The 19,489-nt window shown below is 69.3% G+C and carries 16 protein-coding genes and 1 pseudogene; 6 read left to right on the top strand and 11 right to left on the bottom strand.

Translation table 11 applies throughout. The annotated features are described in order from the left end of the window. Window positions 1–213 precede the first annotated feature (213 nt). The 3 genes from ACZ3KP_RS39145 (at window position 214) to ACZ3KP_RS39135 (ending at window position 5,165) form a co-directional block, all read left to right on the top strand. Window positions 214–1,710, top strand: a complete 1,497-nt coding sequence (locus ACZ3KP_RS39145) for an FUSC family protein (RefSeq protein ID WP_467505701.1) — start codon at window positions 214–216, stop codon at window positions 1,708–1,710. Window positions 1,711–2,028: 318 nt separating this feature from the next. Beyond that, window positions 2,029–2,772, top strand: coding sequence for an HAD family hydrolase (locus ACZ3KP_RS39140; RefSeq protein ID WP_467505700.1), 744 nt, complete (start codon window positions 2,029–2,031; stop codon window positions 2,770–2,772). After that, window positions 2,769–5,165 (top strand): glycoside hydrolase family 65 protein, encoded by a 2,397-nt coding sequence (locus tag ACZ3KP_RS39135; RefSeq protein WP_467505698.1) that lies wholly within the window; start codon window positions 2,769–2,771, stop codon window positions 5,163–5,165. Before ACZ3KP_RS39140 ends, ACZ3KP_RS39135 begins: the two co-directional genes overlap by 4 nt. Before the next feature lie 452 nt (window positions 5,166–5,617). On the opposite strand, the gene ACZ3KP_RS39130 is transcribed toward ACZ3KP_RS39135, so the two are convergent. The 4 genes and pseudogenes from ACZ3KP_RS39130 to ACZ3KP_RS39115 form a co-directional block, all read right to left on the bottom strand. Continuing rightward, window positions 5,618–6,034, bottom strand: a complete 417-nt coding sequence (locus ACZ3KP_RS39130; protein WP_467505697.1) for an ester cyclase — start codon at window positions 6,032–6,034, stop codon at window positions 5,618–5,620. Between the two features lie 208 nt (window positions 6,035–6,242). Beyond that, a pseudogene (locus ACZ3KP_RS39125) lies at window positions 6,243–6,481 on the bottom strand (alpha/beta fold hydrolase); the annotation flags it as partial. Window positions 6,482–6,655: 174 nt separating this feature from the next. Further along, window positions 6,656–7,081, bottom strand: coding sequence for a DUF6884 domain-containing protein (locus tag ACZ3KP_RS39120; RefSeq protein ID WP_467505695.1), 426 nt, complete (start codon window positions 7,079–7,081; stop codon window positions 6,656–6,658). 314 nt (window positions 7,082–7,395) lie between these two features. After that, a complete protein-coding gene (locus ACZ3KP_RS39115) occupies window positions 7,396–9,024 on the bottom strand; it encodes an IS4 family transposase (RefSeq protein WP_467505693.1) in 1,629 nt (542 codons plus the stop codon). Window positions 9,025–9,087: 63 nt separating this feature from the next. Here ACZ3KP_RS39115 and ACZ3KP_RS39110 point away from each other — a divergent pair, with 63 nt between their 5' ends. After that, a complete protein-coding gene (locus ACZ3KP_RS39110; protein ID WP_467505691.1) occupies window positions 9,088–9,456 on the top strand; it encodes a transposase in 369 nt (122 codons plus the stop codon). Next, entirely contained in the window at window positions 9,453–10,262 is an 810-nt protein-coding gene (locus ACZ3KP_RS39105; protein WP_467505689.1) for an IS3 family transposase, read from the top strand. The genes ACZ3KP_RS39110 and ACZ3KP_RS39105 overlap by 4 nt, the downstream gene beginning before the upstream one ends. A 108-nt stretch (window positions 10,263–10,370) precedes the next feature. On the opposite strand, the gene ACZ3KP_RS39100 is transcribed toward ACZ3KP_RS39105, so the two are convergent. The 6 genes from ACZ3KP_RS39100 to ACZ3KP_RS39075 all read right to left on the bottom strand — a co-directional run bounded on the left by ACZ3KP_RS39100 (window position 10,371) and on the right by ACZ3KP_RS39075 (window position 16,010). After that, window positions 10,371–11,051 carry an MBL fold metallo-hydrolase gene (locus ACZ3KP_RS39100; protein WP_467505687.1) on the bottom strand — a complete coding sequence of 227 codons (681 nt, stop codon included), beginning with the start codon at window positions 11,049–11,051 and terminating at the stop codon, window positions 10,371–10,373. Window positions 11,052–11,727: 676 nt separating this feature from the next. After that, window positions 11,728–12,303, bottom strand: a complete 576-nt coding sequence (locus tag ACZ3KP_RS39095; protein ID WP_467505685.1) for a TetR/AcrR family transcriptional regulator — start codon at window positions 12,301–12,303, stop codon at window positions 11,728–11,730. A gap of 119 nt (window positions 12,304–12,422) precedes the next feature. Next, complete coding sequence (locus tag ACZ3KP_RS39090; RefSeq protein ID WP_467505684.1) at window positions 12,423–13,136, bottom strand: MBL fold metallo-hydrolase; 714 nt, start codon at window positions 13,134–13,136, stop codon at window positions 12,423–12,425. A 61-nt stretch (window positions 13,137–13,197) separates the two neighbouring features. Further along, window positions 13,198–13,746 (bottom strand): MFS transporter, encoded by a 549-nt coding sequence (locus ACZ3KP_RS39085; protein WP_467505682.1) that lies wholly within the window; start codon window positions 13,744–13,746, stop codon window positions 13,198–13,200. A gap of 105 nt (window positions 13,747–13,851) precedes the next feature. After that, window positions 13,852–14,400, bottom strand: coding sequence for a DNA-3-methyladenine glycosylase (locus tag ACZ3KP_RS39080; RefSeq protein ID WP_467505680.1), 549 nt, complete (start codon window positions 14,398–14,400; stop codon window positions 13,852–13,854). Window positions 14,401–15,005: 605 nt separating this feature from the next. Then, complete coding sequence (locus tag ACZ3KP_RS39075) at window positions 15,006–16,010, bottom strand: GlxA family transcriptional regulator (RefSeq protein ID WP_467505678.1); 1,005 nt, start codon at window positions 16,008–16,010, stop codon at window positions 15,006–15,008. Window positions 16,011–16,551: 541 nt separating this feature from the next. Between ACZ3KP_RS39075 and ACZ3KP_RS39070 the strand changes: the two genes are divergently transcribed. After that, window positions 16,552–17,631 (top strand): TDT family transporter, encoded by a 1,080-nt coding sequence (locus ACZ3KP_RS39070; RefSeq protein ID WP_467505676.1) that lies wholly within the window; start codon window positions 16,552–16,554, stop codon window positions 17,629–17,631. Between the two features lie 97 nt (window positions 17,632–17,728). Here the strand turns inward: ACZ3KP_RS39070 and ACZ3KP_RS39065 are convergent, their stop codons facing one another. Beyond that, complete coding sequence (locus ACZ3KP_RS39065; RefSeq protein WP_467505674.1) at window positions 17,729–19,261, bottom strand: SLAC1 family transporter; 1,533 nt, start codon at window positions 19,259–19,261, stop codon at window positions 17,729–17,731. Window positions 19,262–19,489 lie beyond the last annotated feature (228 nt).

Genomic DNA, 19,489 nt, shown 5'->3' with positions numbered 1-19,489 from the left:
ACCTACGACTGTACCAATGGCTCACGTGGCGTCCGCGCCGAGCTGGGCCAATGGCCTCACCGGTATGCCCGCCTCCGCCTCGGCGCCGGACCGATGGCACAGTGAATTCGGCCTCACTTGAGCCAGCTGCCCCCGTGGTGCTCTCATGTTCGTGTCGATGGCGCTGCGGATCCCCGCGGCGCCATTTCCATGCCGCCCGTGGGAGGGGAATCAGTGCTGAAGAGGGTGTTCACGGCTCCTGACCCGGGGCGGCTGAGGTTGCGCAGTGCTGCGCGGGGTGTCCTGGGTGTCGGTCTGGCGGTGACGGTGTCGGATCTGGCGATGCAGTCGCTGCCGGCGGCGATCGCTGGTGGGCTCGCCGCGCTGCTCGCCTTGTTCACGGTGGCCGACGGGTCGGTGCGGGGGCAGGCGTTCACGACGGCACTGCTGCCGGTGGCGGGTTTCCCGGTGCTGGCTCTCGCAGCGGTGCTGCACGGTTTCCCGTGGGTGCGGGACGTGGTCTTCGTTGCCGTCCTCGGCGCGGGGATGTATGCCCGCCGTTGGGGGCCGCGGGGCCACGCTCTGGGGACTTTCGCGTTCATGATGTTTTTCGCGGCGCAGTTCCTGCATGCGGTGCCGGGCCAGTTGCCGGAGCTTTGTGCGGCGGTGGCCCTTGCCCTGCTGGCGTCCTCAGGGGTGCGCTTCGGCCTGTGGTGTTACGAGCGGCGGCTGTCGCCGCCCGCCGTTGTGGTGGCGGCGCAGGGTGGTAAGGGTTTCGCCCGGGTGACCACGCGCCACGCGGTGCAGGGAATGGCGGGCGGCGCTTTCGCTCTGTTGGTGGGGCAGCTGGTGTCGCACGAGCGCTGGTATTGGGCTGTGGGTGCGGTGTGGTGGATTTTCGTGAACACCACCTCGCGGGGCGAGACCCTGGTGCGGGGCTTTCGCAGGGTTTTGGGCACGGTGATCGGTATCGCCGTTGGTCTGGTGATCGCTGTGCCGCTGGATGGGGCTGGTGCTCCCACCGCGGCGCTTGTCGCGATCTGCGTGTTCGGCATCTTCTATACGGCGGCGGTGTCGTACACGTGGATGATGCTGGCGGTGACGGTGATGGCCGGGCTGTTGTATGGCCTGTTGGGGGTGCTGAATCCGGCGCTGCTCGCTCTGCGTGTGATGGAGACGGGGGTGGGGGCGCTCGGCGCGGGGCTCGCGGTGGTGTCGGTGCTGCCGGTGACCACGCACGCCACCACTGACGCGTGGATCCAGCGAGCGCTGCACTGTGTCCATGCGTGCACTTCTGAGGCTGCGGCCCGTCTGGCCGGCTCTCCGGCTGCGGATCCGGCACGGTATGTCGCTGAACTGGAGCTGCTGTTGGGCAGGGTGAGGCTGTCGCTGGCGCCGCTGGTGCACCCGTTCACTCCGCTGCGGGCGCGTAAAGCGCGGGCCCGTCAGGTGATCGAGCTGCTGGACCGGTGTGCCCGGGAGGTGCGTGGCCTGGCATCGGTCGCAGCGGATCCGGATGCTTCCCACGACGCGAGGCTTGCGGCAGCGTGCTGGCGGGTGGAGGCAGCAGTGCAGGCACTCATCACGCCCGGTGCCACGCCAAGTGACGGTCATGCGGCGGTTGCGCCACCGCATCCTTCCGGTGGCGAACTGGCCTTGGCCCATCTGCATGGCCTGGAACAGGCACTGAAAGCACTCGCAGTCCCGTTGCAAGGCCCGGTCGCGGCCTGACGTCCGCCCCAGGAGGGTTACGAGCCTCGTGCTGATCTCCTTCGGGCTTCGACACCTCGAAGATCAGCCGGTGGCCGTTCATCTATGCGGGCATCACCCCGACGCCGGAGCAAACCCCCGGATCAGGTCTAACCCGTACACCACTTCCCTGGACGCAACCGTGCGCCTGCGATGCTCTCGGGTGGACAGCCACTGGTCGCCGAGTACACCTGGGAGTCCCTGGTTCTGGCGCACGGGAGCCGACCGAGCGGGTGCCTTCCGGCGTGCCGGAGGGTGACCTGTCGTGTCCGTCCGCAGGTGCCTTCTAGCCTCGTCGGCATGCTGGGGCTTCCTGCACATGTCCGTGCCTGCCTGTTCGACCTGGACGGGGTGCTCACCCAGACCGCGAAGGTGCACGCGGCTGCCTGGAAGGAGATGTTCGACGGCTATCTGCGCGAACGCGCGTCGCGTGACGGGACGGCGTTCGTGCCATTCGACGGGGTCGGCGATTACGACGAGTATGTGGACGGCCGTCCCCGTGAGGATGGTGTGCGTACGTTCCTCGCCGCCCGCGGGGTGCACCTGCCCGAGGGATCGCCGGGCGACCCGCCGGAGGCGGAGACGGTGAACGGCCTGGGCAACCGGAAGAACGAGCTGGTCCTGCGGCGCATCCGCGAGGAGGGGGTGGAACCCTACGACGGCTCGGTCCGCTTCGTGCACGCGGCGCGGGCGGCGGGCCTGCGCTGCGCGGTGGTGTCGTCGAGCGCGAACACACGGGACGTCCTGCGAGCGGCCGGTATCGCGGGCCTGTTCGACGAGCGGATCGACGGGGTGGTCGCCCACGAGCGCCGGCTGCGGGGCAAGCCCGCCCCGGACACCTACCTGGAGGCCGCCCGAGGACTGGACACGGATCCTGGGCAGGCCGCGGTGTTCGAAGACGCCCTCGCCGGCGTCGAGGCCGGGCGGGCAGGACGGTTCGGCGTGGTCGTGGGCGTCGACCGGGTCGGCCAGGCAGAACAACTGCGAGCCCATGGCGCCGACGTGGTGGTCCGTGACCTGGCGGAACTCCTGGAGGAACGGTGATCACCCATCCCAGCTTCAAGGTCGAGCCGTGGTGCCTGCGCGAGACCGAGCTGAATCTGGACGTGCTCGCGCAGAGCGAATCGGTCTTCGCCCTCTCCAACGGGCACATCGGGTGGCGCGGCAACCTCGAGGAGGGAGAGCCCCACGGACTGCCCGGCGCATACCTCAACGGCGTCCACGAACGCCATCCGCTGCCCTACGCCGAAGCCGGCTACGGATATCCCGAGTCCGGCCAAACGATGATCAACGTCACCGACGGCAAGATCTTCCGCCTCCTGGTCGACGACCACCCGTACGATCTGCGCTACGGCCGACTGGTCGCGCACGAGCGCGTCCTGGACTTCCGCTCCGGCATCCTCAGCCGCACCGCACGATGGACCTCACCCGGCGGTCGTACGGTGCGGATCTCCTCGCGGCGGCTCGTGTCCTTCACGCAGCGATCGGTGGCCGCGGTGGTCTACGAAGTGGAGCCCGTCGACGGACCGACCACGGTGGCCGTGCAGTCCGAACTCGTCGCCAACGCGCAACTGCCGCGATTCCAGGGCGATCCGCGCGTGGCCGCGGCCATCGGGTCACCGCTGCTGACCGAGGAGTATTTCGCGCAGGACACCCGACTGCGGCTGGTGCACTGCACCGACCGCAGTGCGCTGCGGGTGGCCGCAGCGGCGGACCATCTCGTCGAAGGGCCGCAGACCACCCGCTGGACGGCGCAGTGCGAGGCTGACGTCAGCCGCCTGACGGTGACCGCGGACCTGGTGCCCGGGCAACCGCTCCGGTTGGTCAAGTTCGTGGCCTACGGCTGGTCGGGGGAGCGTTCGCTGCCCGCCGTGCACGATCAGGTGGACGCGGCGGTGGCGGCCGCGGTCAGCACCGGCTGGGACGGTCTGGCCGCGGCACAGCGGGCGTACCTGGATCGCTTCTGGGCGGGCGCGGACGTCGAGGTCGAGGGCAGCGCGCGCATCCAGCAGGCGGTGCGGTTCGCCCTCTTCCATGTGCTCCAGGCGGCGGCCCGTGGCGAGAACCGGGCGATTCCCGCCAAGGGCCTGACCGGAACCGGGTACGACGGTCACTGTTTCTGGGACACCGAGTCCTACGTGCTACCGGTGCTGACGTTCACCGCGCCGGAGGCCGTCGCATCGGCACTGCGGGCGCGTCACCGGATGCTGCCGACGGCGCGGGAGCGCGCGCGTCAACTGGGGCTCGAGGGCGCGGCGTTCCCCTGGCGCACCATTGACGGCGCCGAGTGCTCGGCCTACTGGCCGGCCGGGACGGCCGCCTTCCACATCAACGCCGCCATCGCGATCGCCGCCGACCGGTACGTCCTGGCGACGGGGGACGAGGACTTCGAACGCGGTGAGGGCCTCGAACTCCTCGTGGACACCGCGCGGCTGTGGCGCTCCCTCGGACACCACGACGCGGAAGGCGTCTTCCACATCGACGGGGTCACGGGCCCCGACGAGTACAGCGCGATCACCCGCGACAACCTGTACACCAACCTGATGGCGCGACAGAACCTGCTCTCCGCCGCGGACTCCGCCGCACGTCATCCCGAGCGCGCCGCGACACTCGGTGTCGACGACGAGGAGACCGCCGCGTGGCGGGATGCCGCGGCCCGCATGGCGATGCCGTACAACGACACGCTCGGCGTGCACGAGCAGTCGGCCGGTTTCACGAGTCTCCAGCGCTGGGACTTCGAGGCGACCCCGCCGGAGAACTACCCGCTTCTGCTGCATTACCCCTACTTCGACCTGTACCGCAAGCAGGTCGTGAAGCAGGCCGATCTGGTGCTGGCGATGATGGAGTGCCCGGAGGCCTTCTCCGACGATCAGAAGGCCCGAAACTTCGCCTACTACGAGGCGCTGACGGTCCGCGACTCCTCCCTGTCGGCGTGCTTCCAGGCGGTGCTCGCCGCCGAGACCGGGCACCTGCGCCTGGCCTACGCCTATCTCGGCGAGGCAGCGCTGATGGACCTGGAGGATCTGGAGCACAACACCCGGGACGGGCTCCACATCGCCTCCCTCGCGGGTACGTGGATCGCGCTGGTCGCCGGTTTCGGAGGCGTGCGCCGGTACGGCGGTGACGATGGGAGGCAGGCCCTGCTGGCGTTCGCACCGCGCCTGCCGGAGTCGCTGTCCAGGGTGGCTTTCACGCTGCTGGTACGCGGACGCAGGCTGAAGGTGGACATCGGCCCGTCCCAGGTGCGGTATCGCCTGGTGGAGGGCGAACCCCTGGTCGTGCTGCATCACGGTCAGCCGACATCCCTCACCCCCGACGCTCCGGTGGACCGCCCGGTGCCGCCCGCACCCGTGCTCCCCGAGCCGCAACAACCCTCGGGCCGCCGCCCGGTGGGCCTGCCCATCGAGGAGGAGGACCGGGCGGCGACACCGGAGTAGCGCACAAGAGCCGCAAAACGACGGGTTCCCGGCGAGGGCCGCCAGGTGCGTCCGCGGGGCGACGCTCCGCTCGGCGTCGGTGCGGGCGACGAGCCCTCGGCTCAGCGCCTCGGCGGCGGACTTCGGATCGCGGAGGAGTTCGGCGATGACGCGTGCGTCCCGCCGGCACTCCCGCAGTGCGCGGTTTCCGGCGCGCTGCCGAACTGTGACGAGTGGCCATCGAGGCCACGAACCACGGCGCCAATTGAGCGCGGCCTTCGTTCGCGGGTGGTACACCTCGGGTCCGTATGCACGAGCAGCCCGTGCCCTGGGAGAAGGATCGTCTTTGCCACCCGAGGACCTCAACATTCCGCCGACCCGAAGCGTCCTCTCGGCACCGCGTGGACAGGAACGGTGGCCGATCGCGTGTGAGCTGGTCGTCCCGGTACGATCGGAAATCCCGTTCTTTGGGGTCACAACTCGGTGAGTCCGAGTTGGCGCAGCATGCCGAGTTCGTCGCTGCTGCCCCAGCGTTCGACGAGCTTTCCGTCGCTGTCGAAGCGGCTGATCTGCATGCCCCGGTAGCTTGCCTTCCTGCCGGTCGCGGGCCGTCCCATCAGCGGCCCCAGATGCGTTCCGGTGATGGTGTAGGCAAAGGCCAACTCGTCGTCGGTGGCCACCAGATGCTCCACCGCGACGTGCAGGTCGGGAAAGGCTGCCCGAAGATCGGCGAACATGGCCCTGTACCCTTCGGGCCCCGGCAGCTGTCCTGGGGCTGGATCATGGTCGATCGAGTCCGGCGCGACGATCTCGTCGAGGGCCGCGAGGTCGCCGGTGATGACCGCCTCTGCGAAAGCGGTCTGTGCGGCGATGTTCGTTTGCTGAGACATGGGCATTCCTCGGGCTCGCGCCGGCCAGTGGTCTGTCGCCGGCCACGTGAATGGGGGAAGACCGGTGAACGACACCTGGTCGGTCAGCCGCGTGCGAATTCAAGGAGGTCGTGGTCGTCGTCGCCGTGAATGATCAGCGTGGGGTTGTCGAACTCCTGCGACACGGTCGAACCTTCGCGCAACCACTTCAGCCACACGCCTCGAGCCGGAGATCAAGGTTCTCCAGGACCGATGCCAGGTCGTCTCTCCCACCCATGGCTGGTCGGACCGTCCGCCGCCACGTCGGTCGTGGGCCACGGCCCGGAAACCGTCGTCCACCATCAGCTTCAGCGGTGGATCCCACGCATCCGCGATCAGTGGTCGGCCGTGGGAAAACGCCACCGGCTGACCCGCCCCCCAGTCCTTGAAGCAGATCTGTGTGCCGTCCTTGGCAGCGGCAAAGGCCATGAGCGCCTCGCTAGCACTGGTTCGGAACTCCACCCTTCACGGTCGTCCAGCGCCCGACCGGGAACGCGAATACCACGTCCGACCAGCAGCGAACGCCCGCGAGGGCGACGGCGGCACTCGTGAAGGCAGCCGTTCCGTACAGCCACTTCCCCACGCTACTCGGGGCGCCCCGCTTCAGCACGCCGGGGCAGACGGTACTTGTCGCACATGGCGGCGGGGCCGCGGGGGCGCCGCTCGAAGCGTCATGGCAGAGGCGTTCCCCGGCCCTCGCGCAATGCTGCGAGCCGGGCCAGGCTCACCCATACCGCGTGCTCCGGCCAACGGCGTGTGGACGTGCGGCCGGACGGAGCGCACGAGGCCGATGTGTCGTGCACCGCCGAGGGCCACCACCGGGTCGAGGCCCACGAGGTCACGCGCGGTCGCCTGTTCCAGAAGGACCTGGCTCGTTACCGCGTCGGCTGCGCCGTGAGGTGTGTCGTACGGCTCGATGACGTCGTCGAGATCGAGGAGCCCGTGGCGTGCGGAGAGAATGAGCAGCAGGTCAGGTTGCAGCGCGGCGGCGGCCTTGCGGCATGCCCGGTGGTGGGAGCCTACGTACATGTCTGCGGAGCGCGCGGGCCGGCCCAGTTTGCGGCTGCCGCAAGGGAAGGCGCGCGGGTTCCAGGAATCCTGGGCCTCTGGTCGAGGGAACCCGTATGCGAGCCCTCGAATCATAAGGTCTCGCGTACGGGTTGGCGGCGGATCAACGTCACCGGTGCGTCCAGGTGAACGAGACAAGGCCCGAAGCCTGTAGATCGCTCTTGAGCTGAGCTGACCCCGGTTTCGTGGAGTCCCTGAAGCCAGGCTTATGGTGCTGGCTCGAAGCAGAACCACGAGCTGTGCCAGCACCACGTAAGTACCCCAAGACCACGGAGTTAGAGCGGAACCGCAGTCGTCAACTGTGCAGGATCAAAGGGGTGTTGAGGGTCTGGTGCGATCCATTCGGGTTCGAGGGTGTAGACGCCTCGCCCGGTGCGGCGGAGGATTCCCTCGCGGACCCAGCGCCCCAGTTCCGCACGTAGTCCCTGGGCGTCGTCCAGTCCGATGCCGCGAGCGATTTCACATGCGTGCCAGGTGCGAAGAGGGGCGGTGCGCAAAAGTTGCAGCGTGCGGTCGCGACGCCCGTCGGGGCCCGGGTTGGCGGACGAGTGCACGGTGACTTTGATGCTGGTGATCCTGGAGGCACCCAGGACTTGTGCCTGGTCAGGTGGTGCGGCATAGCGGGAGATCGGGCACTTGACGCGACGTGGGTTGACGCGGGCCCGGCGGGGCGGGAGCAGATTGTGCAGCAGGGCCGATGCGATCTGCCCCGGCCCGGCCTCGGGCAGCACATCGGCCGCGGCGATGAGCTGGTCCTTGGCGGTCTCCAGGGCGATGGTGAAAGACGCGCGGTCTGGATCCGTGCCGGGGAGCGTCTCGACGGCCTCGACCATCGCTCGGCGCAGCGCCTGGTAGACGGTCAGGTGAGCCCAGAGCTCCTGCTGGATCCCGGTCGCGTCTTGGGAGCGCAGCACCAGACCGCGTTGCAGGGTGTGCCGGAGCGAGTAGAACGCCGACTCGATCTCCCATCGCTCGTGATAGAGCTCCACCAGTTCGGCGGCGGGGTGGCGTCGTTGATCGGTCAGCGTGGTGGCCAGCCGGTAGTGGCCTTCCACCCGCAGCCCTTTGGCGGTCGTCACGGTGATGTGCGCGTCGATGATCCTCAGCCGGGTCCCGTTGATCCTGGTCAGAAACGACCCGTCCGGCAAAAGGGCCCAACGGGCGGGTGTCCGGGTTCCCTTGAGGCGTACCAACAGCTGTGCCCCGGTGGCCGCGGCCTTCGCGAGGAAGTCGTCCGAGTCGAAGCCCCGGTCGTTGAGCAGCAGCATGCTGTCGTCCAGCAGCGGCAGCAGTTGCTCGGCATAGCCGGTCTCCTTCTCCGGCGTCGGTCCGAAGACCGCGCCGAGCAACGCGCGGGTCCCGGTCTCGCACAGCACCATGATCTTCAGCATCGGATATCCGTCGGTGCCGTAGCGGTGTTTGTGCTTGCCCAGCCAGGCACAGACTCGCGGCCGGTCGGGGGCCTTGGTGGAGCTGCACCCGTCGAAGGCGACCGTGCGCCAGCACCGGTATCGCACTCCGGGTGTGATCGGCTGTGCCGCGGGACCGGCCAGTGTTTCGAACAGCGACCGAAACGGCGTGACGCCCAGCCGCCGGCGAACCTCCCGCAGCGCCTTCTCCGAAGGGCGTCTGTGAAGAAGCCCGTGCAGCCTGGCGGTGAGCTTGTCACACACGCGCATGTACCCCAGCTGCGGAAACAGAGCCAGTGCCAGCACGAAGTACACGCCCACCCTCGACGGCAGCAGCCGTACCCTTCGCTGGCCGCCGCCGACGCGTTCCAGCACGTCATCGACAAGTTCGAAGGGTAACTGCCGGGTCAGCTCGCCGAGATGTCCCGGAGCGAAGACGCCGTCGGCGACGGTGATGGACGACGTGAGCGTGACGGTGGAACACTGAGCGGGCAACGGGGCTCCTCCGAGCGGGAAGACCTTGGTCGGCTTCTTCGCTCTACCAGGAGCCCCGTTGCCATGACCTGGGCTTCCCCGAAAACCCTCGATCCCATTGACAACCGCGCATCCGCTCTAACTCCGTGGTCTTGTAAGTACCCCGATGAGCTCCGCGAGCGGGCCGTCCGCGAGGTCCGCACCACCGGCCGCCCGGTCGCGCATGTCGCCCGGGATCTCGGCATCCACACAGAAGCCCTCAGGCAGTGGGTCCGCCAGGCCGAAGCCGACGCCGGTGATCGTGGCGATCGGCTGACCACGGCCGAACGCGAGGAGCTGAAGCAACTCCGCAGGGAGAAAGCGGAGTTGAAGCGGGCGAATGAGATCCTGAAATCCGCGTCGGTGTTTTTTGCCCAGGAGATCGACCGTCCCCGGACGAGGCCGAGCAAGTGATCGACCACCTGCGTGAGAAAGGTCTCGGGGGCGATCCCGTCTGCCGGGTGCTGGAGCTGTCGCCGTCGACGTACTTCGCCCGCACGAAGCGGCCGAAGTCGGCCCGCCGGCTGCGGGACGAGCAGCTCATGCCGCTGATCGAGCAGGTGCATGCCGAGTCGGCCGGCACCTATGGTGCCCGCCGGATCACCCGCGCGCTCAGGCGCAAGGGCGTCGTCGTGGCCTGCTGCACAGTCGAGCGGCCGATGGCCGAGCTGGGCCTGGAGGGTGTCATCCGAGGTCAGCGGCGTCGCACCACTGTCCCCGAGCCGTCGGTGCCCCGCCCGCCGGACCTGGTCGACCGGGACTTCACCGCGAGCCGTCCCGATCAGCTGTGGGTGGCGGACATGACGGATGTACGCAGATGGTCGGGCTGGGTGTGTGTGGCGTTCGTCTTGGACGTGTACTCGCGGATGATCGTCGGCTGGCAGGCCGCGAACCACATGCGGACCGAACTCCCGCTGGACGCGGTGGAGATGGCGCTGTGGCGGCGACGGGTCAAGAAGGACTCCGGGCTCATTCACCACAGCGACCGGTTGAACTCGCCCAGTATGTGTCCATTCGGTACACCGAACGGCACGTTCAAGGCCGAGCTGATCGAGATGCAAGGCCCCTGGAAGGACTTCGACCAGGTCGAGCGGGCGACCTTCCAGTGGGACAACTGGTACAACGAAGAGCGCCTCCACTCCGCCCTCGACTACGTCCCGCCTGCCGAGTACGAACGCGACTGGTGGCGACAACAGGAAGCCACCCCGCAGTCCGCCTGAAACAAGATCCGCGGATTCCACGAAACTCGGGACAGCTCACGCTGGTGGAGATAGGCGGCGTGGTGGGGGAGTGTGCCGGGTGGGCACCGGTGAGGTCGAGAACCTGGCTCATGCCGGCTGTGTGTTGGCGCTCCGCAGACGCTGAGCCAGTTTGGCCAGTGAGCGTTCCTGCAGACGACCGAAGTGCGCGACGCGTACGTCGCCGCCGGCGGCGTCGATGATGGCGAGCTGACTTCGCCGGGCTGTGTCCAGGTCGTCGGCGAACAGCGGGCGTTCGGCGCCGTGCCGCGGGAAAAGGGCCTCACCGAAGGCGTCCCCGGCCAGGACGGTGCCGGTGGGCAGTTGCACGCTCGCCGAGCCGGGGGTGTGGCCGGGGGTCCAGAAGGACCGGCCGATGCCGCCGTGCTGGGTGAGGTCCTCATCGTCGTCCAGTTCGATGTCAGGGGTGACCGGTGCTTTCAACCCGCGCACGACGCTGGGGGCCAGCACGCGGCCAAGGGGTCGCCGCGGGGTCACGTGCAGCTGGCCGCCGGCGCGCAGCGCGTCGGCATCGGCATGGTGGATGGCTACGCGGGCGCCGGTGGCCTCGCGCAGGGCGTCGGCAGCGCCGACGTGGTCGTAGTGGAAATGCGTCAGCACGATCAGGTGCAGCTTGGCGTGGGTCTCGGTGAGCTTGGCGAGCACCTTGGGCGCGAGAGCCGGGGTGGCGGCGTCGACGAGCATCGCCGTGCCGTCGTCGATGACGAGGTAGGCGGTGGATATGCCGTCCTTGATCGGGTGGATGTCCATGGTGGTGGCCTCCGAGGTGTTGTTGTCAGTGCTTACTTGCGTCGCTCTGCCGGAAGGAGTCGGCAGTGGCGACTGGATCGGCGGACGAAAGGGCTGAGCCGGCCGCGATCCGCGAACCCCTGGCCGATCGCCTGGGCTGCGAGGCGGTCGACCCGGTATGCGCGGGAGGCTCTGGTGCTATGTCTTGCGTGAGGTCCAGCGGTGCGCAGGCGTCTCGTCGGCCGCGGCGTACCGTCACTTCCGCGGCCGCGATGCGCTCCTGCCGGTGGTCGCCCAGGAGTGCGCCGGGATGCTCGCCGACCACATCGCCACCGCGCTGGAGGGTGTGGCGCCGTTCACCGGCGAGCCCGCTGCGGTGCGGCGCGGACTGCTGGCGGTCCGCGTGACCTACCCGGACTGCGCCACCGGCGGCACACAGCTCAATCCGTGGGACCCACTGCCTGTCCGGGTGGACCGCCACGGCCTGGCGGCGCTGCGCCTGGACGCCGTGCTGTTTGTCCTGCGCGAGGCGGTCTTCGCCCAGGCCCGGGACCGGGTCCCGGCCACCATTACCGCCGCCGTGCCACTGGAATCCTCTCCACCACCCGGCCGGGGTGGTGGCATCGGAAAGCCAGGACCGTCCGCATCGGCCAGGCGGACGCGCTTTGAAACGGTGAGAATGAGAACCGCGGTGTTGTCAGTCGGGCTTGCGGAGTCTCGCGATGGAGCTGATGAGCTCAACCTCGGCTCGGGCAAGGTCCGGCCAGGGGAACTGGTAGCCGTTGCGCAACAGAACAAAGCCGTGCATGGCCGCCCACAACTGCGTTGCGGTGGAAAAGACGTCTGTCACCTCGGAGGATCCGTCGGCGACGCAGAGTCGGAGGCTTTCCATGAGGTAGGCGAACGGCCCGGCGTCGGGGTTGCGGGAGTCCGGTGCGTCCGCGGGGGTGGGGCGGGGTTCCGTTCCGCGAAGGAGCCGGTTGCGCTGGAAGAGCAGTCCGTACAGATTCGGGTTGTCAAGTCCGAACGCCATGTAGGCGCGGCAGCCGGCGATGAGCCGGTCCCGGGGTGCCTCAATTCCTTCCTTCGCATCCGCGATGAAGCGGCCTAGCTGGGCGAAGGTCTCGACGGTGACGGCCTGCACGATCTCGTCCGGGCCGGCGAAATGCAGGTAGATCGACTGGGGTGCAATGCCGATCCGCCGTGCCAGCCCACGCAGGCTCACCGCGCTCGCGTAGCCGTCCTCGATGAGGATCTCTCGTGCGGCGGACACGATGTCGCCGCGTAGGGCCTGCCCCGCACCCCGGGGGTTGCGTTGTCTGCTCCCGGCAGCCGCTTTACTCACAGCCGTAACCTTACGCCGATGCCGGTTCGGCGCGAGCGGAGCGCGGGTCAGCCGAGAGGGTCGGGGACTTCGTCGGCGGTGGCCGCTTCGCGCAGCAAGGCAGTGCCCTCGCCGCGCAGCGGCTGACCGTGGCCGAAGCAGACGGTGTCGATGTCGATGTCGGCGAAGCGCCGGAAGGATTCACGGGCCTGTGCCCGGTCGAGGTTGAACGGCCCGAGCACGACTTGGCCCCCTTGCTCGGTGGCAATGTCACCGGTGAACAGGACAGCCTCGTTCGGGAAGTGCAAGGCGATGCTGCCGTCGGTGTGGCCGGGAGTCGACAGGACGCGGGCGTCGATCTCCTCGAGGATCTCGTCGTCGTCGAGCTCGCGGTCGACACGAGAAGGCGCGGCGTCGGGGATGGTGCCGGCGATGTGGGCGTAGAACTCCTCCTCGGCGTGGGTGAGGGCGGGAAGCGAGCTGCAACTGCTGCCGCGGATGATCGGGGCATCGTCGCGGTGTGCCCAGACGCGAACGTTGGGCCAGGCGGCCAGTTCGGCAGCCGACCCGGCATGGTCGGGATGCCAGTGCGTCAGGACCACGTGGGTCAGCGACTCGCGGTCCAGGCCCCAACCACGCAACGCCTCGGTGATGACTTTGCCTTGCCCGGCGATGCCGGTGTCGACCAGCACCGCGTTCGACCCGCGGCGCAGCAGGTAGGCCTGGCCGGGCCCATCGTCGAGCACCATGCGCAGGTCGGGACGCACATCAACGATCTTCATTTCGGTCTCCCTTGGCCAAACCGGCTGGATGAACCTGCAGTGACCGCGCGCCTCAGATACCTCACGGCCGTAACCTCACGGGTGTGAGGTTACTGGGTGCGGTCTTGGATTGGCAATACCGCGCTGACGCATGCCATTGCACCGATGGTCCGAATGGTTGACCCATCGCTCTCTCCGGTATGCGCCGCCTCAACCCGGAATCAGGCCCCTGAAACAGCAGCGTCACCAGGGACAGGGCTGCCGGGCTGACGAGTGCAGCACCGACGCCCTGTACGAAGCGGCCGGCGATCAGTACACCTGCTTGCTGGGCCACTCCCGCGCTCGCCGACGCCAGCACGAAGATCGCCAAGCCGGTCAGGAAGAGGCGTCTGCGGCCGAGCAGATCACCCAAACGTCCGCCAAGCATCAGCAGCCCACCGTAGGTGACGGTGTAGCCGTTGACGACCCATGCCAGGCCCGTGGTCGTGAAGCCGAGATCGTGCTGGATGGGGGGAAGCGCGACATTGACCACCGTCACATCGAGGAGCAGCATCACCTGCACGAGGCAGATGATCCCGAGCGCGCGCCACCTGCGCGGATCCGGATCGGGAGTGGGACTGATCGGAGTCATCACTGATCGCCTTCCATACGGTCGGGCCGCCGCCGTCCCCGCGGACGCCGTCTCAGGAGGAGCGGCAGCAAGCGAGCCCGGCCCGACGGACATTTCCTGAGGTTTTCAACTCGCGGGCGCCAGGTGTGCGTGGCCGCGGATAAGGACAGCGAAGGCGCACATTCGGTCTTCGCCGCGGGTTCGTCGCAGACCCCGGCGCCGGCACTCGTGATGTTCCAGGCCGGCGGGAGGGTCAGCCCTGCGCCCGCCTCCGTTGGCGGGACGTCGGGTGCGCCCGATGCGCGCTGACGCTCGACTCGCCCAGCATCCAGAGAGGAACAACTCCGCCGCCGCGTCGCATGCTGACTGTCCGTCAGGATGCAGATCGGCGACGCCCGACGCTCGCGCGAGGTTGGCCGGGCCGCGCGCCGGATCACGCGTCCGTACCCCATGCCCCGGCGGTTCTTGTACGGCGTCTGCTCCCTCCACGACGGTGCCGGCGCGGAGCAGCACCGAAGCGGGACGCCGCCCGGGTCCGCAGACGGCGTTCAGGCACCGATGCACCGCGCGCTTCCGGTGCGCAGAGAAGGTCCCCGGGGTCCCGAACTCCGCTCGATCGGTCCGGTTCGGGCCCCGGAACGCGTGCGAGGCCGGGTCATCGGGCCCCTCGTACACCGCCTCCACCTAGGTGATACGCACCGCCGTCACGCCGCGCCGCGAGCGCGAGACCACGAGAGCCCCCAGAAGTTCGGGAGCCATCTCGAGGGCGGTCCGGTCGCTCGTGATCGGTCCCGGGCGTGGCCGGGACCGTCCGGTTCTCTGCCAAGCCGCTGCCTCCTGTCCAGATTCCGGGACGCCGGATCCGATGCCCCCCCGTCCCAGCGCTCTCCCTGCGTCGCCCCATGGCCCGAGAAACTGCCGTGAGGCACATCGAGGCCGAGCACGCGATCCAGGCTGCGGACGCGATGCTGGACCAGATCCGGCCCAACGGCGCTTCACCCTCCTGCGCGTCACCGGCCACGCGCATGTAGGGGTGTGCGAATGCGTGACCATCCACGAAGGTGCGCCTTCTTGCTCAGCGAGCGTCATGGAATTCGCCGACCAGCAGGTCGTGCACGAGACGCAGTACTTCGCCGGTCCTTTCGGCGCGCCGCGTGGCGGGCCGCGCTCGCCGAGCCGGTGCTTGGGACAGACTGTCGAGGAGGCCTGACCGGCCTCGTCCGGCACGGCCGGCAGTCGGATTCCGGCGATTGTCTGTGTTCGCCGGATACCTCCGGCTCTCAGGCGCCCTTGCCGTCGACTCCGGTGTGCGTGGTGCGGAAGCGTGCCCGGTAGGCCCCCGGCGTGATGCCGAGGTTGCGCGTGAAGGCCCGACGCAGGGACTCCGGTGACCCGAAGCCGGTGCGCCGGGCCACCGTGGCCATGGGGTCGTCGCTGTCTTCCAGCATCGCCTGGGCGGCCTCCATGCGGACCTGCTCGACGTAGCGGGCCGGGGTCGTGTGCATCTCGTCGTGGAACAGGCGCGTCATGTGGCGGGTGCTCACACCTGCCCGGCGCGCCATGGCGGCAAGGGTGTGCGGGGCGGACGGGTCCTCGGCGACCGCGTCCAGGACCCGGCGCAGCATCTCCTGTCTCGCGCGCGGGGTGTGGGTGCGGACACTGAACTGGGACTGGCCGCCCGGCCGCTGCATGAACACGACCATGTCCTTGGCCACGGCGCGGGCGACGTCGGCGCCGAGGTGCTCTTCGACCAGGGCGAGCGAGAGATCGATGCCCGAGGTGACGCCTGCGGAGGTCAGGATGTGGCCGTCGCGTACGAACAGGGCGTCCGCTTCCACGGTCACCTTCGGGTAGCGCAGGGCGAGCTGGTCGGCGAAGCGCCAGTGCGTTGTCGCCTTGCGTCCGTCGAGCAGTCCGGCCGCGGCGAGGAGGAAGGCGCCGGTGCAGATGGACGCCGTGCGGCAGCCGCGTGCGTCGAGCCCTCTCATGGCGTCCAGCAGCGCGTCGTCCTTGATGAGGGAGGGCCACTCCGGGCCGCCGGGGATGACGACCACATCGCTGGCCGTCTGTACCTGCGCGGCAGCGAGGTCGACGCGCAGTCCGGTGCCGGCTGCGGTGACCACGTCGGCACCGTCAGGGGAGACCGTGCGCACGCGGTAGCGGCCGCCGAATTCGTTGGCTGTCGTGAACACCTCGATCGGTCCGGTGACGTCGAGCAGCCGTACGCCGGGGAAGACCAGCACGGTCACCAGGAGCGGCTTCCTGCCTGACGGCCTGTCCTTCATCGTGCGCCTCCCGGACGGACTCGGGCCCCCATCGGAGGACACCATCATCCGCCCGGCGATGCTCTGCCGCTCCAGTGCCGGTTGTCGTCCGCGTCCTTGCGGCATGCTCCTGCCTTCCGTGGTGTGGAACGAGGCATCGGGCTTCGGCGCCTCGCCCGTGTTCAGCGGTCTCTCGCCGTCTGGTCATGGCCACGGATGTGGCCACAACACGCTCGGACAAGGACATCGGGGCATCGGGCCGGCACCCGGCAACGGGCGTGCACGGTGCTCGATGTCCTGGTGTGAGGGCGACATGGCGCGTGCTGTTCTGTGGCGGGAGCCGTGCTTCGCCCTAGCGTCGAGGGCGCCGATGGGCCGACGGTCTCGGCCGCGTCCCTGAGCTGCTGGGTGTGGCCCGGCCAGTCGGCCGACCCGTCACCGTGGCCGGTCGTGGACGGTGACGAATCCGACATCCCAAGAGAAGGCACTCCGCGCTGTGACACCCCACCCCAGTACCGGCCCAGCCGTCCCGTCCCAGGTCGGCCCGGCCCCGAGATCGTCCGTGCTGGTACGTGACCAGTTGGACGAGGCGAACGACAGGAAGCGGGGCCGGCTCGGTCCCGGCTGGTTCGCCGCCGTCATGGGCAGCGGGATCGTCGCCGTCGCGGCCGCCACCCTGCCGCGCGGTTTCCCCGGGCTCGGCGTGGCCGCCACGGTGGTCTGGGCGGGGACCGCGCTGCTGCTGATCGTGCTCGCCGTCAGCTACACCGGGCAGCGGACGCTGCGGGTGCATGCCGGTGATCCGGTACTGGCCCAGTTCTTCGGGGCACCTCCGATGGCTCTGCTCACCGTCGGCACCGGGACGCTACTGCTCGGCCGGCGGCTGATCGGGGAGCGTGCGGCGGTGGATGCGGATTGGGTGCTGTGGTCGGCCGGTACGGTGCTGGGTCTTGCCACCGCCTGCACGGTGCCGTATCTGATGGTCGCGCGGCACCGTTTCGCGCCGGACGCGGCGTTCGGCGGCTGGCTGCTACCGGTGGTGCCGCCGCTGGTCTCCGCCGCGGGGGGCGCGCTGCTCGTCCCGCGGGCGCCGGCCGGGCAGGTGCGGCTGGCCCTGCTGCTGTGCTGCTATTCGATGCTCGGGCTCGGGTTGGTCGCGGTCCTGCTGGTGCTGGCCATGGTCTACAGCCGCCTGGTGCATCATGACGCGCCCGGCGGTGCGGTGGTGCCCACGATGTGGATCGGCGTGGGGGCGCTGGATCAGGCGGTGACAGCGCTGGGGACGATGGCCACGGCGTCGCCGAGCGCGCTGCCCGCCCCGTACGCGCGCGGCACTGGGGTCGTAGCGCTCCTGGGTGGGCTCGGGATCTGGGGCTTCGCCCTGCTGTGGCTGGTACTGGCCACGGCGCTGACCGTACGGGAAATCCGCAGAGGGCTGCCCTTCGCAGCCACCTGGTGGTCCTTCATCTTCCCCCTCGGTGCGTGCGTCACCGGCACCAGTGCGCTCGCTGCTCGTACTGGCTCGCAGCTGTTCGTCTGGATCGCCGTCGTCCTGTACGCCCTGCTCGTCGCCGCCTGGGCGGTGGTCGCCTGGCGCTCCCTGCGCCATGCTGTCCGGCAGCGTGAGCGCGCCCGCCGCTGACAGCGCCCGTGGAACGCTCCGCATGACACGGACGCGTCGCGCGAACCCGGCTGCCTGCCGACGGGCAGCCGGATTCACGCCGCACCGCGACACGTGCCTACGGCAGCGCCCCGGTCGCCGTCGAGGCCGTGCTCTGCGGGCGGGCCGCCTGCCCCGCACCGGCGGATCCGCGCGCGGTCGTGGGGCGGGCCCGGAGTCTGGCTGCCACCATGGCGGCGAACACGACAGCCCAGAACACCGCCGCGATCCAGACCTCCCAGCGGCCCACGCTCGTCATCCACGAGGTTGCGGTCGCGCGTCCCAGCTCATGCGTGGTGACCGCATACATGCCGACCGGGAAGACGAGGTTCCACCAGCCGAGCTCGTAGCGCAGCGGGATACGGCGCAGCGCGTGCCGCCAAACGCCCAGAGCCAGCAGGAGCGGAACCAGCCAGCTTGAGAACGCCCACAGGACGACGGACGTCCCGATGACGAGCGGGCGCGACAAGATCGTGGTGCCTGGATGGAGTGCGATCAGCCGGACTCCGGCGAGTACGGCGATCGCCGCCGCCCCCATGAAGATCCATACGGATGTCATGAGTCCTTCCGGCTGCACCGGCCGGACCAGCAGCCGGGCCAGGACCAGCGCGGCGGTCAGCAGGTACTGCATCAGGCCGACGGCCCAGCACACCACTGCCAGGACGGCCAGTGCGTGTCCCGGGGTCACCCGGGCCAGCGATGCCGCCGCGACCGCCACCGACTCAGTTCCCACCGACCACAGGAACCAGGTGCCGTTCACCTGGTCGAGCGAGGGGCCCCGCTTCAGCGTGGTGATGAGCGCGAGCGGGATGCCGTAGTCCAGCACCACCCACCCCAGCGTTCCGAACGCCAGGAACGCCCCGGCGACCGCGGTGTGTCCCGCCGGCACGAAGCGAGCAGCCAGCACGTTCGAAGAGATCGCGAGGGTGAGGAACGCGAAGGCACGCGGCCCGAGGAGATCCGCGACGAACCGGTCGCGTCGGCGCAGCAGCCGCCAGCCGTAGGCGGGCACCAGTACGGCATAACCGGCCAGGGCCACCCACAGCAGTACGGCGGAGGCGGTGTCGGCGCCGTTGACGTACAGGGCCGTGGAGACGATGCCGGTGCCCATCACGAACGCGAGTGCGCCCGCGTTGAGATCGGCCACCGCGGCGGAGACCGCCGCGCGGTGCCCGGGCGGCCGGGAACCGGGAGCGGTGCGTCCGCGCTCGGGAAGGGCGGAATCCGGGCGCCGGTCATCGTGAGAGCCGGGTTCGGTGAGCCATTCGGCCAGGACCGCGGTATGGCTGTGGTCCATGTCCTGGGTGGAGGTCAGCAGGGTGAGGCTGCTGTGCCGGGCCAGGTCCCGAAGCCGGGCAGCTGCGTATTTGTGCCGTTGATCGCCCAGTTCGGTCAGATAGCGGCGGCGGAACTCACCGAACCGCCGGGGGTGGTGGCCGTACCAGCGCTGCAGCTCGATGGAGGGGGCGACCTCACGCAGCCACTCGTCGAGCGGTGCGCCGTGCCGGCGCAGACCTTCCGGCCAGACCCGGTCGACCAGCACGCGCTCGCCGACCTCGCCGTCCTCGCTTGGCGTCTGCTCGTCGATTCTGCGGCAGATGATCTCGGACATGACGCATCCTCCGGCCGCTTGCGCAGTAGAAGCATTTTACTGGTATGTGAAATTCACTGCCTTTTGGGTGCGTGGGTGGTACGGGGACCGGTGGGTACCGTGATGACGGCCGCGCGGGCCAGGGGCCTAAGCCCGGGTGGCAGAGGGTGCCCGGTCTGCGGGGCGATGATGCCGTGCCGTGCAGGTGGTCCTCCCCGTTCTGCTCGGCCGACGCGTGCGAGCCGCTGA

This window comes from Streptomyces sp. NPDC020958 (assembly GCF_055562175.1).
The sequence above is the reverse complement of the archived record's forward strand: the minus strand, read 5'-3'. Positions and strand labels throughout refer to the sequence as shown.